This window comes from Citrobacter sp. Cpo090, from assembly GCF_030332665.1.
GTDB lineage: Bacteria > Pseudomonadota > Gammaproteobacteria > Enterobacterales > Enterobacteriaceae > Citrobacter > Citrobacter portucalensis.
Genome location: NZ_JAOWHK010000035.1, coordinates 201,803 through 217,915 on the forward strand (window position 1 = coordinate 201,803; position 16,113 = coordinate 217,915).

The 16,113-nt window shown below is 53.2% G+C and carries 16 protein-coding genes; 11 read left to right on the forward strand and 5 right to left on the reverse strand.

The genetic code is table 11. The features are described 5' to 3' along the window. Nucleotides 1-104: 104 nt before the first annotated feature. Nucleotides 105-368 (reverse strand): hypothetical protein, encoded by a 264-nt coding sequence (locus tag OGY83_RS19110; protein WP_286636652.1) that lies wholly within the window; start codon nt 366-368, stop codon nt 105-107. Nucleotides 369-547: 179 nt separating this feature from the next. Between OGY83_RS19110 and OGY83_RS19115 the strand changes: the two genes are divergently transcribed. Both OGY83_RS19115 and dhaR read left to right on the forward strand, forming a co-directional pair. Beyond that, nucleotides 548-1,645, forward strand: coding sequence for a glycerol dehydrogenase (locus tag OGY83_RS19115; protein WP_003024745.1), 1,098 nt, complete (start codon nt 548-550; stop codon nt 1,643-1,645). A gap of 89 nt (nt 1,646-1,734) precedes the next feature. Continuing rightward, on the forward strand, nt 1,735-3,660 hold the full coding sequence (dhaR, locus tag OGY83_RS19120; protein WP_286636653.1) for a dihydroxyacetone kinase operon transcriptional regulator DhaR: 1,926 nt from the start codon (nt 1,735-1,737) through the stop codon (nt 3,658-3,660). On the opposite strand, the gene OGY83_RS19125 is transcribed toward dhaR, so the two are convergent. From OGY83_RS19125 to OGY83_RS19140, 4 genes are read right to left on the reverse strand one after another with little or no spacing between them, the layout of a single operon-like run. Then, on the reverse strand, nt 3,638-4,168 hold the full coding sequence (locus OGY83_RS19125) for a cob(I)yrinic acid a,c-diamide adenosyltransferase (protein ID WP_123267867.1): 531 nt from the start codon (nt 4,166-4,168) through the stop codon (nt 3,638-3,640). The two genes, dhaR and OGY83_RS19125, sit on opposite strands and share 23 nt — an antisense overlap. After that, nucleotides 4,169-4,522, reverse strand: a complete 354-nt coding sequence (locus OGY83_RS19130) for a glycerol dehydratase reactivase beta/small subunit family protein (RefSeq protein WP_286636655.1) — start codon at nt 4,520-4,522, stop codon at nt 4,169-4,171. A gap of 16 nt (nt 4,523-4,538) precedes the next feature. Continuing rightward, a complete protein-coding gene (gene dhaT, locus OGY83_RS19135) occupies nt 4,539-5,702 on the reverse strand; it encodes a 1,3-propanediol dehydrogenase (RefSeq protein ID WP_286636656.1) in 1,164 nt (387 codons plus the stop codon). Nucleotides 5,703-5,724: 22 nt separating this feature from the next. Then, a complete protein-coding gene (locus OGY83_RS19140; RefSeq protein WP_079939788.1) occupies nt 5,725-6,153 on the reverse strand; it encodes a GlcG/HbpS family heme-binding protein in 429 nt (142 codons plus the stop codon). A gap of 392 nt (nt 6,154-6,545) precedes the next feature. Between OGY83_RS19140 and OGY83_RS19145 the strand changes: the two genes are divergently transcribed. The 9 genes from OGY83_RS19145 to OGY83_RS19185 all read left to right on the forward strand — a co-directional run bounded on the left by OGY83_RS19145 (nt 6,546) and on the right by OGY83_RS19185 (nt 15,943). After that, nucleotides 6,546-8,213 carry a propanediol/glycerol family dehydratase large subunit gene (locus OGY83_RS19145; RefSeq protein ID WP_079939789.1) on the forward strand — a complete coding sequence of 556 codons (1,668 nt, stop codon included), beginning with the start codon at nt 6,546-6,548 and terminating at the stop codon, nt 8,211-8,213. Between the two features lie 11 nt (nt 8,214-8,224). Then, nucleotides 8,225-8,809, forward strand: a complete 585-nt coding sequence (locus tag OGY83_RS19150; RefSeq protein ID WP_191213892.1) for a propanediol/glycerol family dehydratase medium subunit — start codon at nt 8,225-8,227, stop codon at nt 8,807-8,809. Between the two features lie 2 nt (nt 8,810-8,811). After that, nucleotides 8,812-9,240, forward strand: coding sequence for a diol dehydratase small subunit (locus OGY83_RS19155; protein WP_003024721.1), 429 nt, complete (start codon nt 8,812-8,814; stop codon nt 9,238-9,240). A 10-nt stretch (nt 9,241-9,250) separates the two neighbouring features. Continuing rightward, complete coding sequence (locus tag OGY83_RS19160; RefSeq protein ID WP_286636658.1) at nt 9,251-11,065, forward strand: diol dehydratase reactivase subunit alpha; 1,815 nt, start codon at nt 9,251-9,253, stop codon at nt 11,063-11,065. A 109-nt stretch (nt 11,066-11,174) separates the two neighbouring features. Further along, nucleotides 11,175-11,498, forward strand: a complete 324-nt coding sequence (locus OGY83_RS19165; protein WP_001573898.1) for a DUF1889 family protein — start codon at nt 11,175-11,177, stop codon at nt 11,496-11,498. A gap of 421 nt (nt 11,499-11,919) precedes the next feature. Then, nucleotides 11,920-13,341 (forward strand): 3-isopropylmalate dehydratase large subunit, encoded by a 1,422-nt coding sequence (gene leuC / locus OGY83_RS19170; protein WP_286636659.1) that lies wholly within the window; start codon nt 11,920-11,922, stop codon nt 13,339-13,341. A 1-nt stretch (nt 13,342) separates the two neighbouring features. Next, entirely contained in the window at nt 13,343-14,014 is a 672-nt protein-coding gene (leuD, locus tag OGY83_RS19175; RefSeq protein ID WP_286636661.1) for a 3-isopropylmalate dehydratase small subunit, read from the forward strand. Between the two features lie 15 nt (nt 14,015-14,029). After that, nucleotides 14,030-14,944, forward strand: a complete 915-nt coding sequence (locus OGY83_RS19180) for an alpha/beta fold hydrolase (RefSeq protein WP_286636662.1) — start codon at nt 14,030-14,032, stop codon at nt 14,942-14,944. 33 nt (nt 14,945-14,977) lie between these two features. After that, nucleotides 14,978-15,943 carry a LysR family transcriptional regulator gene (locus OGY83_RS19185; protein ID WP_079939797.1) on the forward strand — a complete coding sequence of 322 codons (966 nt, stop codon included), beginning with the start codon at nt 14,978-14,980 and terminating at the stop codon, nt 15,941-15,943. Nucleotides 15,944-16,113: the final 170 nt, after the last annotated feature.

Genomic DNA, 16,113 nt, shown 5'->3' on the forward strand with positions numbered 1-16,113 from the left:
GTTGAGTGTAAGACAAACCCCCGGAAGCATGGTCATGGTGCGGAGGCGATAGAGAGATTCTGGCGAAGTCAGCACGGAAAAAAACAACGTTAAAATGAGTTTCATTACGGAACGTTGTTGTCGTTTTTTGTTCCGAAATGAAACTTAAAAGAACGAGGAACGACCACAATGCGAGCTTGCTCGACTTTTTTCTCTCGCGTTGAATGCAGGTCAAACGGCACTGTCAGCTTTTTTTTGTCGTTTTTTTGGCAAGCAAGTGGGTAAAAGAGAAAGTGAGATTCGTCTGTGCCGGAGATTTGGCGGTAAATGAACGGATCGGGATCGCAAACCTTATATTTTTTATGGATAAGCGTTCCAATATGGAACATGTGTCGTTTTTATCTGTTTCATATCAGAACAAAAAGACGAAAGATTTTTTTGTGCACGCCTCGCCATACAGTTATTGCATCGCTCCGGTATCTCCCGTTTTCGCCGTCAGCATCAGGCCAAACAGGTTAACGCCAGGGCTCACCATGTAAAAACATGTACTTATTTGAGGATGAAAGGAATGCTAAAAGTTATTCAATCTCCAGCCAAATATCTCCAGGGTCCTGACGCTTCCACCTTGTTTGGTCAATACGCTAAAAATCTGGCGGACAGCTTTTTCGTGATTGCGGATGACTTCGTGATGAAGCTGGCGGGAGAGAAAGTACTCAACGGCCTGCACAGCCACGATATTAGCTGCCATGCGGAGCGCTTTAACGGTGAATGTAGCCATGTTGAAATTAATCGCCTTATTGCCATTCTGAAACAGCACGGTTGCCGCGGTGTGGTTGGGATTGGCGGTGGGAAAACGCTGGATACCGCCAAAGCGATTGGCTACTACCAGAAGTTGCCGGTGGTGGTGATCCCGACTATCGCGTCTACCGATGCGCCAACCAGCGCGCTGTCCGTTATCTATACCGAAGCCGGTGAGTTTGAAGAGTATCTGATCTACCCGAAAAACCCGGATATGGTGGTGATGGACACTGCAATCATTGCCAAAGCGCCGGTACGTCTGCTGGTGGCCGGGATGGGCGATGCGCTCTCGACCTGGTTTGAAGCGAAAGCCTGTTATGACGCCAGAGCGACCAGCATGGCGGGCGGACAGTCCACCGTGGCGGCGCTGAGCCTGGCGCGCCTGTGCTATGATACCCTGCTGGCGGAAGGTGAGAAGGCACGCTTTGCCGCGCAGGCTGGCGTGGTGACCGATGCGCTGGAACGTATTGTCGAAGCCAACACTTACCTCAGCGGTATCGGCTTTGAAAGCAGCGGTCTGGCAGGGGCGCATGCGATCCACAACGGCTTTACGATTCTGGAAGAGTGTCACCATTTGTACCACGGTGAAAAAGTCGCCTTTGGTACGCTGGCGCAACTGGTGCTGCAAAACAGCCCGATGGAAGAGATCGAAACCGTGCTGAATTTCTGTCAGAAAGTAGGCCTGCCGGTAACGTTAGCGGAAATGGGCGTGAAAGAAGACGTTGACGGCAAGATCATGGCGGTGGCGAAAGCGACCTGTGCAGAAGGTGAAACCATCCACAATATGCCGTTCCCGGTAACGCCTGAAAGCGTACATGCCGCTATTTTGACGGCAGATCTGCTGGGACAGCAGTGGCTGGCGCGTTAATCAGTCGTCGGTAGGTTTTATCCGGCATCTTCTCCCCTCTGACAGTCTCTGCCGGAGGGGTTGTCTATGGTTAAACAGCGGAAAGGGATATGACGGCGCACACGCATAGCATCGGGAAGGAAGTCTCTTCAGTCATTGCCCAGTCATGGCATCGTTGCAGCAAGTTTATGCAGCGGGAAACCTGGCAGGTGCCGCATCAGGCGCAGGGGCTGACCTTTGAGTCGATTTGTCGTCGCAAGACGGCGTTGCTGACGATTGCTCAGGCTGCGCTGGAAGATGCCTGGGAGTTTATGGATGGCCGCCCGTGCGCGCTGCTGATTCTGGATGAATCAGCCTGTATTCTCAGCCGTTGCGGCGATCCGCAGACGGTGGAACAGTTGGCGGAGCTTGGGTTTCGTGACGGCAGCTACTGTGCAGAAAGCATCATTGGCAGTTGTGCCCTGTCGCTGGCGACGATGCCGGGCCAGCCGACAAAAACCTCTGGCGATCAGCATTTTAAGCAGGCGCTGCATCCGTGGTCGTTCTGCTCGACGCCGGTCTTCGATAACCATGGTCGACTGTTTGGCTCCATCTCGCTGTGCTGTCTGGTGGAACATGAGTGCGTTTCTGATTTATCCCTGACGCTGGCGATTGCCAGAGAAGTCGGCAACTCTTTGCTGACCGACAGCCTGCTGGCTGAATCCAACCGCCATCTGAACCAGATGTACGGGCTGCTGGAGAGTATGGATGATGGTGTGATGGCCTGGAACGAACAGGGCGTATTGCAGTTCCTCAATGCGCGTGCGGCGCTGCTTTTGCATCTCGACGCGCAGGCCAGTCAGGGGAAAAACATTCACGATCTGCTCAATCTCCCCATGCTGCTGCGCCGGGCGATCAAACATGCCCGCGGTCTGAATCACGTCGAAGTTACCTTTGAAAGCCAGCATCAGTTTGTTGATGCCGTCATCACCCTGAAACCGATTGTTGAGGAGCAGGGCAACAGCTTTATCCTGCTGCTGCATCCGGTGGAGCAAATGCGCCAATTGATGACCAGTCAGCTCGGCAAGGTGAGCCACACTTTTGAGCAGATGTCGACTGACGATCCGGAAACCCGCCGCTTGATCCATTTTGGACGCCAGGCGGCGAGGGGGAGTTTCCCGATCCTGCTGTGCGGGGAAGAGGGTGTTGGTAAGGAGCTGCTGAGTCAGGCCATTCACAATGAAAGTGAGCGCGCTAGCGGGCCGTATATCGCCGTGAACTGTCAGCTGTATGCCAACAGCGTGCTGGGGCAGGATTTTATGGGTAGTGCGCCTACCGACGATGAAAATGGCCGATTGAGCCGTCTTGAACTGGCGAACGGCGGCACGCTGTTTCTGGAAAAAATTGAATATCTGGCGCCGGAGCTGCAATCCGCGTTGTTACAGGTGATCAAGCAGGGGGTATTAACCCGCCTGGATGCCCGTCGGCTGATTCCGGTGGATGTCAAAGTGATCGCCACCACCACGGTTGATCTCGCCAATCTGGTGGAGCAAAACCGCTTTAGCCGTCAGCTGTATTACGCGCTGCACTCTTTTGAGATAGTGATCCCACCGCTGCGGGCGCGGCGCAGTAGTATTCCCTCGCTGATTTATACGCGGCTGAATAGCCTGAAAAAACGCTTTTCATCCAGCCTGAAGATCGACGACGACGCGCTGGCGCAACTGGTGGCCTATTCGTGGCCGGGCAATGACTTTGAGCTGAACAGCATTATCGAAAACATCGCCATCAGCAGTGATAACGGCCATATTCGGCTGAGCAATCTACCGGATTATCTGTTTGCCGAACGTCCTGGTCTGGAGACAGCGTCTTCACTGCTGCCAGCCAGCCTGACCTTTACCGCTATCGAAAAAGAGGCGATTATCCATGCTGCCCGCGTCACCAGTGGACGCGTACAGGAGATGTCGCAACTGTTGAATATTGGTCGCACCACCCTGTGGCGTAAGATGAAGCAGTACGACATTGATGCCAGCCAGTTTAAGCGCAAGCATCTGGACTAGTTTCTTCAATTCTCGCCATCGAGAACAGCGCGTCTGACAGTCGGTTGATATAACGCCTGGGTTCATCGCGTAACGTTAGCGTTCTGCTCATCGCGATGAGGATCCGCTCCAGTCGACGTGTCAGAGTTCGCGCAACGTGTAGCTGTGCCGATGGCAGATTTTTCCCCGGAATAACAAACTCTTTGAGCGGGCCGCTTTGCGCCATATTGCGGTCAATAAGCTGCTCCAACGCCTGAATATCCTCTTCGCCAATACGCTGTTGTAAGCGAGCGAGTCCTTTCTCATCGCTGGCGAGTTCCGCACCCAGTACAAACAGCATCTTCTGTATGGCGTGCAGATCCTGACGTAGCCCGGTCTGACGCGTGCTGGCATAGCAGACGCCAAGCTGAGAAATCAGTTCGTCCACCGTGCCATAGGACTCAACGCGGATGTCGTCTTTGTCGATACGGCTGCCGCCAAACAGCGCGGTCGTGCCTTTATCGCCGGTTCGGGTATAGATGCGGTACATTTATTTTATCTCGCTGAAGGGAAGTACTTTAACCAGTTGACCGGCATTGGCGCCTAGCGTGCGGAGCTGGGCTGCTCCGGCACGGGTATGCCCACGGATCAGCGCCCGATCCTCGGGCAACTGAGCGTGTGTTAACGCAATATCACCCGTGGCGTTAAGACCGAGACCGACACGTAGCGTTGAGCTTTTGGCCGCAAGTTTGCTCAATGCCAGCGCGCAGTCATGCTCGTCGCAACAGATTGCCCGGCAAGGGACGCCTTGCTCTTCCAGTCCCCAGCACAGCTCATCAAGCACGCGGGTCTCCTGCCAGCGTGAGTGATAAAACAGATGTACGCCCGGTGATGAAAGTGACATTGCCCCCCCTGTACTATCAGAATGCCTGACGGAAGATCTCGGCAATTTCTTTCTCGTTCCCTTTGCGCGGGTTAGAGAAGGCGTTGCCGTCCTTCAGCGCCATTTCCGCCATATACGGGAAATCGGCTTCTTTGACGCCCAGATCGCGCAGATGTTGCGGAATGCCGATGTCAGCGGAGAGACGGGCAATGGCGTGAATGGCCAGTTCGGCGGCATCCATGGTGGAAAGTCCGTCAGTGTTTTCGCCCATAAATTCTGCGATATCGGCAAATTTTTCCGGGTTAGCGATCAGGTTATAGCGTGCCACGTGCGGGAGCAGTACGGCATTTGCCACGCCGTGTGGCATGTCGTACAGACCGCCAAGCTGATGCGCCATTGCGTGAACGTAGCCGAGGTTGGCGTTGTTGAAAGCCATACCCGCCAGCAGAGAAGCGTAAGCCATGTTCTCGCGAGCTTTCAGGTTACTGCCCAGCGCTACGGCCTGACGCAAGTTGCGTGCGATCAGGCGAATAGCCTGAATAGCGGCGGCGTCGGTGACCGGGTTGGCATCTTTGGAAATATAGGCTTCCACGGCGTGGGTCAGGGCGTCCATCCCGGTTGCGGCGGTCAGCGGGGCGGGTTTGCCGAGCATCAGCAGCGGATCGTTAATGGAGACAGACGGCAGGTTGCGCCAGCTGACAATCACAAATTTCACTTTAGTTTTGGTATTGGTCAGCACGCAGTGGCGGGTGACTTCGCTGGCGGTACCGGCAGTGGTATTCACGGCAACGATAGGCGGCAGCGGGTTGGTCAGGGTTTCAATCCCGGCATAGCTGTAGAGATCGCCTTCGTGGGTCGCCGCGATGCCGATGCCTTTACCGCAGTCATGCGGGCTACCGCCGCCAACAGTAACGATGATATCGCAATGCTCTTTGCGAAAGACTTCCAGACCGTCGCGCACGTTGGTGTCTTTAGGGTTGGGCTCAACACCGTCAAAAACCACCACATCAATATCGGCCTCACGCAGATGGGCGAGGGTTTTATCTACTGCACCGTCTTTAATGGCCCGCAGACCTTTATCAGTAACCAGCAGCGCTTTTTTACCGCCTAACAGTTTGCAGCGTTCGCCGACAACGGAAATAGCATTGGGGCCAAAGAAGTTCACATTTGGCACCAGGTAATCAAACATACGATAGCTCATAATATACCTTCTTAGATTTAAATTATAATTCAGAGAAACAATTCAGTGCGGTTTCTGCTAATAATTTGTCTTGTTCGACGGTGCCGCCGCTAACGCCAACGGCACCAATTAATTTACCGTTTAATATGACAGGTAAGCCGCCGCCAAAAATAACAATGCGTTGTTGGTTGGTAAGCTGCAAACCATATAGCGAAGCACCCGGTTGTACCGCGTCGGTAATTTCATGGGTACCCTGGCGCAGGCAGCAGGCGGTATATGCTTTATTAAGAGAGATATCACAGCTGGTGACAAACGCATCGTCCATGCGTTGCATTAGCAGCGTATTCCCGCCGTGATCCACCACGGAAAAGACCACCGGAACGTTGATCTCAAGCGCTTTAGCCTCAACGGCCAGTGCCATTTTTTTTGCAGCCGCCAGCGTAATGGTGGCAATTTGTTGGCTCTTATTCACAGTCTCTCCTGAAAATATTGTAGGGCTGAGGTCACGAAACAAATCGCGCAACAGCTATTTTTATCATTGGCTTTACCTTATTTTCTCGCCGCACGTTATTAAGTCAATAGGTCGAAAATTTCAAAGATATTAAATTCACCTTCCCGCTTTTGCATTTATTGATAATGATCATTTAACCTCGTCACAATTCACGATGGATATTCCTGAATTGCGTTTCAATATGAAACGATGCGTTTTTATTAGGTGCCAAATTGGAACGAAATTAATTTTATTTTTTTATTGTTCTGCTCATTTAGAGTTCGCCCATTGCTGATGAAAGGCGAATGCCGGGTGTTGTGTCCCCGGCAATATGGCCCGGCGTCCCTATTTTTTACCTTTTGAGTCCATAAATCATGAGAAGATCAAAACGATTCGAAGTGCTTGCGAAGCGGCCTGTAAATCAGGATGGGCTGATTGGTGAATGGCCTGAAGAGGGGCTGATCGCCATGGAAAGCCCCTACGATCCAGCGTCGTCGGTGAAGGTGGAAAATGGTCGTATTGTTGAGCTGGACGGTAAGAGCCGCGCCGAGTTCGACATGATCGACCGTTTCATTGCCGACTACGCGATCAACGTGGCCGAGGCTGAGCGCGCCATGCAACTCGACGCGCTGGAGATCGCCAGAATGCTGGTGGATATCCACGTCAGTCGGGAAGAGATTATTGCCATTACCACCGCCATCACCCCGGCGAAAGCGGTGGAAGTGATGGCGCAAATGAACGTGGTGGAAATGATGATGGCGCTGCAAAAAATGCGCGCCAGACGCACGCCCTCCAACCAGTGCCACGTAACCAACCTGAAAGACAACCCGGTACAGATTGCCGCCGATGCCGCTGAAGCGGGGATCCGCGGCTTTTCCGAGCAGGAAACGACGGTCGGGATCGCCCGCTACGCGCCATTTAACGCCCTGGCGCTGCTGGTGGGTTCCCAGTGCGGTCGTCCTGGTGTGCTGACGCAATGTTCCGTTGAAGAGGCTACGGAGCTGGAGCTGGGCATGCGTGGGCTAACCAGCTACGCCGAAACGGTGTCGGTGTATGGCACAGAATCGGTGTTTACCGATGGCGATGACACGCCGTGGTCCAAAGCGTTTCTCGCCTCGGCTTATGCGTCGCGTGGCCTGAAGATGCGCTACACCTCCGGCACCGGCTCGGAAGCGCTGATGGGCTATTCCGAAAGTAAATCGATGCTTTATCTGGAGTCGCGCTGCATTTTTATCACTAAAGGCGCGGGCGTACAGGGGCTGCAAAACGGCGCGGTCAGCTGTATCGGCATGACCGGCGCTGTGCCTTCGGGGATCCGCGCGGTGCTGGCGGAAAACCTGATTGCCTCAATGCTTGACCTTGAAGTGGCCTCCGCCAATGACCAGACCTTTTCCCACTCCGATATTCGCCGTACTGCCCGCACCCTGATGCAGATGCTGCCGGGCACCGACTTTATTTTCTCCGGTTATAGCGCGGTACCCAACTACGACAACATGTTTGCCGGGTCGAACTTCGACGCTGAAGACTTCGATGATTACAACATTCTGCAACGCGATCTGATGGTTGACGGCGGTCTGCGTCCGGTGACTGAAGAAGAAACCATCGCTATTCGCAATAAGGCCGCACGCGCCATTCAGGCGGTGTTCCGCGAACTGGGCCTGCCGCTGATTAGCGATGAAGAAGTCGAAGCCGCTACTTATGCTCACGGCAGCAAAGATATGCCCGCGCGCAATGTGGTGGAGGATTTAGCTGCCGTGGAAGAGATGATGAAGCGCAATATCACCGGGCTGGATATCGTCGGCGCGTTGAGTTGTAGCGGCTTCGAAGATATCGCCAGCAATATCCTTAACATGCTGAGGCAGCGCGTCACCGGGGATTACCTGCAAACGTCGGCCATTCTGGATCGCCAGTTCGACGTCGTCAGCGCCGTCAACGACATCAATGATTATCAGGGACCAGGTACCGGCTATCGCATCAGTGCCGAACGCTGGGCGGAAATTAAAAATATTGCGGGCGTGGTTCAGCCCAGCTCGATCGAATAAGGCGGAACACTGTGGAATGCACAACTGAACGTAAGCCGGTTTTCACCTTACAGGTGAGCGAAGGCGAGGCGGCTAACGCGGATGAACGCGTGGATGAGGTGGTGATTGGCGTCGGCCCGGCCTTTGATAAGCATCAGCATAAAACCTTGATTGATATGCCGCACAACGCGATTTTGAAAGAGCTGGTTGCTGGCATCGAAGAAGAGGGGTTACATGCGCGGGTCGTGAGGATCCTGCGCACCTCGGATGTTTCTTTTATGGCATGGGATGCGGCAAATCTCAGCGGCTCAGGCATCGGGATTGGTATCCAGTCGAAAGGAACTACGGTGATTCATCAGCGCGATCTGCTGCCGCTAAGTAACCTGGAACTGTTTTCTCAGGCTCCGCTGCTGACGCTGGAAACCTATCGTCAGATTGGTAAAAACGCCGCGCGCTATGCACGTAAAGAGTCGCCTTCTCCGGTGCCAGTGGTCAATGACCAGATGGTGCGCCCTAAATTTATGGCCAAGGCCGCGCTGTTTCATATCAAAGAAACCAAACACGTGGTGCAGGATGCTGCGCCCGTCACGTTGCATATTGCACTGGTAAGGGAATGACCATGAACGACAACATCATGACCGCGCAGGATTACCCATTAGCCACTCGCTGCCCGGAGAAAATCCAGACGCCTACAGGTAAGCCGCTAACCGACATTACTCTTGAGAATGTGCTGGCGGGCCGCGTAGGACCGCAGGATGTGCGTATTTCTCAGCAAACGCTGGAGTACCAGGCGCAGATTGCCGAACAGATGCAGCGTCATGCCGTTGCGCGCAATTTTCGTCGTGCGGCAGAGCTGATTGCGATCCCGGATGCCCGCATTCTGGAGATCTACAACGCGCTGCGACCGTTTCGCTCTTCGTTCGCCGAGTTGCAGGCCATTGCCGATGAGCTGGAACACACCTGGCATGCCACGGTGAACGCCGGGTTTGTCCGCGAATCGGCAGAGGTATACCAGCAGAGAAATAAGCTGCGTAAAGGCAGCCAGTGACGGAGGCAGCATGCCGTTAATTGCAGGGATTGATATCGGCAACGCCACCACCGAAGTGGCGTTGGCGCAGGATGGCCGGTTTATCGCCAGCGGGATTGTCGCCACGACTGGTATGAAAGGCACGCGGGATAATATCGCCGGGGTGGTGGCCTCCCTGCAGCAGGCACTGGATAAAACGCCGTGGTCGCTGCAGGACGTGGCGAAAATCTGCATCAACGAGGCCGCACCGGTGATTGGCGATGTGGCGATGGAAACCATCACTGAAACCATCATTACTGAATCAACGATGATTGGCCATAACCCGCAAACGCCCGGCGGCGTTGGTGTGGGCATGGGAACCACCATCGCCGTGGAGAAGCTGGCAGCGTTGAGCGAGGATCGATTTGCTCAGGGCTGGATCCCGTTGGTGGACGAGGAGATGGATTTCCTTGAGGCGGTTTGGTTTATCAATGAAGCGCTGGATCGCGGCATCAACGTAGTGGCGGCCATCCTGAAAAAGGATGATGGCGTGCTGGTGAATAATCGCCTGCATCGGCCAATACCGGTGGTTGATGAAGTCACTCTGCTGGAGAAGGTGCCGGAAGGCGTGCTGGCGGCGGTGGAAGTGGCGGCCCCGGGACAGGTAGTGCGGGTGCTGTCGAATCCTTACGGCATCGCGACCTTCTTTGCCCTGACCCCTGAGGAAACGCAAACTATCGTCCCTATCGCCAGGGCGCTGATTGGCAACCGTTCCGCTGTGGTGCTGAAAACCCCGCAGGGCGATGTGCGATCAAGAGTGATCCCAGCGGGTAAGATCTTTATCCGTGGTGAAAAGCGTGGCGGTGAAGCCGACGTAGCACAAGGCGCGCAGGCCATTATGCAGGCGATGAGCGCCTGCGCGCCCGTGTGCGATATTCGTGGTGAAGCTGGTACGCACGCAGGCGGCATGCTGGAGCGGGTGCGAAAGGTGATGGCCTCGCTGACCGGTCATGACATGAACACGGTGCATATTCAGGATCTGCTAGCGGTCGATACATTTATTCCGCGCAAGGTGCAGGGCGGCATCGCCGGAGAGTGTTCAATGGAGAACGCCGTGGGTATTGCGGCGATGGTGAAGGCCGATCGTTTACAGATGCAGGCCATCGCCAGTGAGCTGAGCGCCCGGTTAAACACTCTGGTTGAGGTTGGCGGCGTGGAGGCCAATATGGCTGTAGCGGGGGCGTTAACAACGCCCGGATGCGCCGCACCGCTGGCGATCCTAGACTTAGGCGCAGGATCTACCGATGCCGCCGTCATCAATAGCGACGGCGTAGTGAAAGCGGTTCATCTGGCCGGTGCGGGGAATATGGTCAGCCTGTTGATTCAAACTGAGCTGGGCTTAAGCGATGCCTTTCTGGCGGAGGAAATTAAAAAATACCCGCTGGCAAAAGTGGAGAGCCTGTTTAGCATTCGCCATGAGAATGGCGTGGTAGAGTTTTTCCGCGAACCGCTCAGCCCGTCGGTGTTTGCCAAAGTGGTGTATCTGAAAGACGGTGAGCTGATCCCGGTAGATAACCAGACCTCGCTGGAAAAAATCCGTCTGGTGCGCCGACAGGCCAAAGAGAAGGTTTTTGTGACCAACTGCCTGCGCGCGTTACGCCAGGTGTCACCCGGTGGCTCTATTCGCGATATGACGTTTGTGGTGCTGGTGGGCGGTTCTTCGCTGGATTTCGAAATCCCGCAGATGATCACCGACGCGCTGGCGCATTACGGCGTTGTCGCCGGGCAGGGCAATATTCGAGGAACCGAAGGGCCGCGTAATGCGGTGGCAACCGGGCTGGTTTTAGCCGGAGAAGCCAAAAAATAGCGCAGAAAACAGCCGCGCAAGCGTTTAGCTGCGGGGTAAGTCAAATAAAGGCGATGTTCTCTTTGATATCCCGGCGGAGTTGGGTACATAGTATAAACGTGTCTCTCACGTGGTTAATTTTAAGGATAAGAGCATGCCAACAGCAATTGAGAAAGCATTGGATTTTATTGGTGGTATGAACACTTCGGCGTCAGTACCCCATTCAATGGATGAAAGCACCGCTAAGGGAATCTTAAAGTATTTGCATGACTTAGGTGTGCCAGCGAGTCCGGAAGTTGTGATGGCACGGGGTGAGCAAGAGGGATGGAATCCCGAGTTCACGAAAAAAGTGGCCGGATGGGCAGAAAAAGTCGCCTCCGGTAACCGCATCCTTATCAAGAACCCAGAGTATTTTTCAACCTATATGCAGGAGCAGCTCAAAGAGCTAGTGTGAGCTGACTATCGAATCAAACTCTAACGGACGTTTCCATCTCTGGATGGCGGCGTCCAAAAGCGCCGCCTCTAGTCTGATTAACCCCGATTGCCAACCGGGTGCGTAACTCTATATCTTAAAAATAACCACGCTTTTATTATCTGGTTAAACCTCTGACGATCTCCATTTCATAAAATACGCCATTTCGTTTTGTCCTTCTGGACAAAATAAAAATATGAACATAATCAGCTCAGCGGTGCCTGCAAAATCGTTGTGATCGCAGCGCAACCTGCTCTGGGCGGCGTCCGCTCACCAACACGAAGTGTGTTTTTATACTTTCCCGACTGGAATCATCGTTTTTTCATGAATGTGTCACTATAGCTAAAAGCCTCAATTACGAATGTCTCATTATTGAGCCATCCGTTACCTCAGGAATATATCTATGTCTGCTAAAACGCTGTATGAAAAATTAGTTGAATCGCATACCGTTCGGGAACTTGATAACGAAGGGCATGTTTTACTTTATATCGATCGTTCGATACTCAATGAATATACCAGTCCACAGGCATTTAGCGGGTTAAGGGAACAAGGACGGTCGGTACGGCATCCGGAAGCCTTTCTGCTGAATGTTGATCATGTTAATCCTACCCGACCGCAACGGGATGTCTTAATGACCGATCCGGGAGGACAGCTACAGGTTGATTACTTTCGGGAAAATGCCGCTGACTTTGGCATCACATTATTTGATGTGCTGGATCCGCGTCAGGGGATTGAACACGTGGTTGCTCATGAACAAGGGCTAGTGATGCCTGGCATGGTGATCGCCGCCGGGGATAGTCACACGACAACCTACGGTGCATTTGGCGCGCTGGGCTTTGGTATCGGGACGTCGGAAATTGAACATCTGCTGGCCACGCAGACGCTGGTTTACCGCAAGCTCAAAACCATGCGCGTAAGCGTTCAGGGAGAGCTACCTTTCGCCTGTTCCGCAAAAGATATTGTTCTTGAATTGCTTGAACGTATTGGCGCTGATGGCGCGACCGGATATGCCATTGAATTTGAGGGGGAGGCCATCAGCGCGTTGAGCGTTGAAGGACGAATGACGCTCTGCAACATGGCGGTAGAAGCGGGGGCGCGTGGTGCCATTATTGCGCCGGATAAAAAGGTTTTTGACTATATCTACGGTAAACCGCAAATGCCTGTAGGTGAACTCTGGCAGCAGGCATTGCTGGAATGGTCACAGTTGAGCAGCGATGCTGATGCGGTATTTGATAAGACGGTGGCGATCAACTGCCATGATCTTGAGCCTAAAGTCACCTGGGGAATCAGTCCGGATCAAACGGGTTCCATCACCGGACGTGTCCCTTTTCCGGAACAGGAAACCAATCCGCTTAAACGCCTGGCGCTTGAGAAGGCCCTTCAATACATGGGATTAACGGCTGGCATGTTGCTGAAAGATATTCGTATCTCACACGCTTTTATTGGTTCATGCACAAATGGTCGCATTGAGGATTTGCGTGCCGTTGCGAAGGTGCTTGAAGGGCGAAAAATCGCCAGCCATGTTCGCGGGATCATTGTGCCCGGTTCAACCATGGTCAGACGCCAGGCGGAAGAAGAAGGGCTGGCGAAAATCTTTATTGCTGCCGGTTTTGAATGGCGGCAGTCGGGTTGCTCAATGTGCCTTGCGATGAATGAAGATGTGTTGTCGTCCGGCGATCGCTGTGCATCAGGTACGAACCGTAATTTCCCTGGACGACAGGGCGCTGGAGCAAGAACGCATTTGATGAGCCCGGCGATGGTTGCGGCGGCGGCGGTAGCAGGGTATCTGGTCGATGTTCGGTCATTACTTCAGGCAGGGGAATAAGATGGATACATTTAAGCAAATTAGCGGGCGAATTGCGCCAATGCTGGAACCGAATATCGACACCGATGTGATTATGCCAAAACAGTTCCTGAAAGGGATCGATCGCCAGGGGCTGGATAAAGGAGTGTTTTTCGATCGTCGCTTTATGGCTGGCGGCCAACCAAATCCTGATTTTATTCTGAACATGCCGGGCTGGCAGAGCGCGACATTCCTGCTGGTTGGCCCCAATTTTGGCTGTGGATCGAGTCGCGAGCACGCCGTATGGGGATTAAAACAACTGGGAGTACGGGGGCTGATAGGTAGCACATTTGCAGGCATTTTCGATGATAACTGCCAACGCAACGGGATCCTCACGGTCTCATTAGATGAACCTGCTTTGGCGCGCCTGGCGCAGCTTGCCGCGAGTGTTGATACCAATGCTATCACTGTTTCACTCGATCGCTGCGAAATTACGGCGGCAGAGGAAACGATCCCCTTTGTGATCAGTGAACTCAAACGGGAGATGCTGGTCGCAGGCGAAGATTCGATAGCCTGGACATTGCAATATTTGCCGGAGATTGAAAATTTTGAGGCGCAGCATTACGCATGTCGCCCATGGTTAAGTGTCCGGTATCCGCATGCGGATAAGAAAAGAGATGGCGATGAACCGGGTGCAATGTCGGGCAAGCAATGAAGGCAGGAGAAAGTGATGAGTACACTGATTGAATGCGGCGCTTCTCCGTTTATTCCGGGGTTTGTACTCAAGGATGTTCGTCTGGAAAATGGTCTGACGATAAGAGTGGCTATCGGAGGCAGCGGTTCACCTTTGGTACTGCTACATGGGCATCCGCAGAATCATACAACATGGCGGAAAGTCGCACCGATATTGGCGCAAAATCATACAGTCATTTTGCCGGATTTGCGTGGCTATGGCGACAGCGATAAACCAACGAGCGATCCGGCGCATCGTACCTATTCAAAGCGCACCATGGCGCAGGATATTGTCATGTTAATGGACGCGCTCGGCTTTTCCCGTTTTGCCTTCGTAGGGCACGATCGTGGCGGACGCGTAGGACACAGGCTCGCGCTGGATTATCCGGATCGTGTGACCTGTTGTACTTTTATCGACATTGCTCCAACCGCGACGATGTACGCCTTAACCGATAAATCCTTTGCTACGCGTTACTTCTGGTGGTTTTTCCTGATTCAACCTTTCCCGTTACCTGAAACGATGATTGCGCACGATCCGGCATTTTTTCTGCGTAAGCATATTTCGGGTCAGCTAAAAATTGAGGGCGCGACCTCGCAGGAAGCATTCAATGAATACCTGCGCTGTTACCAGAACCCTGAAATGATCCACGCGATCTGTGAGGACTACCGGGCTGCTGCGACGATTGATTTGGACGATGATGCCGCAGATACGTCGGCGCGTATCCGGTGCCCGTTGCAGCTGCTGTGGGGCGGACTGGGAACGGTAGGGCAACTGTATGATGTGGTTGATACCTGGAAAGAAAAGGCGCTAAACGTTCAGGGGGAAGCATTGCCTTGCGGGCACTCCCCGCAGGAAGAGTGCCCTGAGTACTTTATCCAGAAACTTCAGTCCTTTTTACATTCAGTGTTATAACTCGGTCATCCTTTGCAACTTCGCACTGATGCTATGAAAACGACGCCTGTAGGAAAAAAACATCGCCAGCCCCTTGAGGGCTGGCCTTCTGTTGAGGATCTTTTCGTTTTTGTCACCGTTGCTCGCAACGGTGGATTTGCCCGGGCAGCGCTGGAGCTGGGGCTATCTCCCTCCTATATCAGCAAACGTATTGCTATCCTTGAAAAATGTCTCAACGCCCGGCTTTTTTTTCGCAATAACAGAGTGATGCGTCTCACACCGGAAGGCGAAAATGCGCTGGGTGGGGCTATGCAGGTCGTCAGTGAAATGGATGGTTTTGTCAGTCGTCTGGATAATCAACGTGGTGTGTTGGCTGGAAATATCACCATCAACTGCTCATTTGGTTTTGGGCATAAATATGTCGCAGAGGCGCTGTCGTCATTTATGATCGCTTATCCTGATATTACGGTAAAACTCACGCTAACGGATCGTGAGGTGGATCTGGTGGAAGAGGGGGTCGATATTGAAATTCGCGTTGGGGATGATATCAACGAATTGTATATCGCACGGCAGTTAGCCACTAATCGACGGATCCTGTGTGCTTCCCCTGAATACCTCGAACGCCACGGCAAGCCAGAGTCTGTTAGTGCGCTTGTGCAGCATGATTGCCTGATGATTCAGGAAAAAAACTCGGCATTTGGCAATTGGATATTAACGGACGGTAAGCAGCAGACACATTGCCGACTAAACGGTTTTCATTCTTCCAACAGTGGCAGTGTGGTGCTTATTTGGGCACTGAAAGGCCATGGCATTACATTGCGGTCGGAATGGGATGTTGCGCAGTATATTGAACGAGGTGAGCTGGTACACGTGTTGCCTCAGTGGTATCAGGAAGCGAATATCTGGGCTGTATATACCCGGCGTTCATCAAGTTCTGATCGTATCAAAACCTGCATTGATTTCCTCACGGAGCATCTTGCGCAATGCTTGCCAGGCGGTAAAGCTTCGGGCGTGTTGTGAGCAGTCGGCGCTGGATGAGGGGTTGTGTTGGGTTAGTTTGGTATAAGCGGTTTTTACCTCTAACAACTCAACTTGACACTTTTGCGCAAAATGTTGCGTTTTCTAAATCAATTTTTTTGCTACTCCGTAGCCGTTTCCCGCGCGCAATTCAGGCATAAACGGTCTGGCGG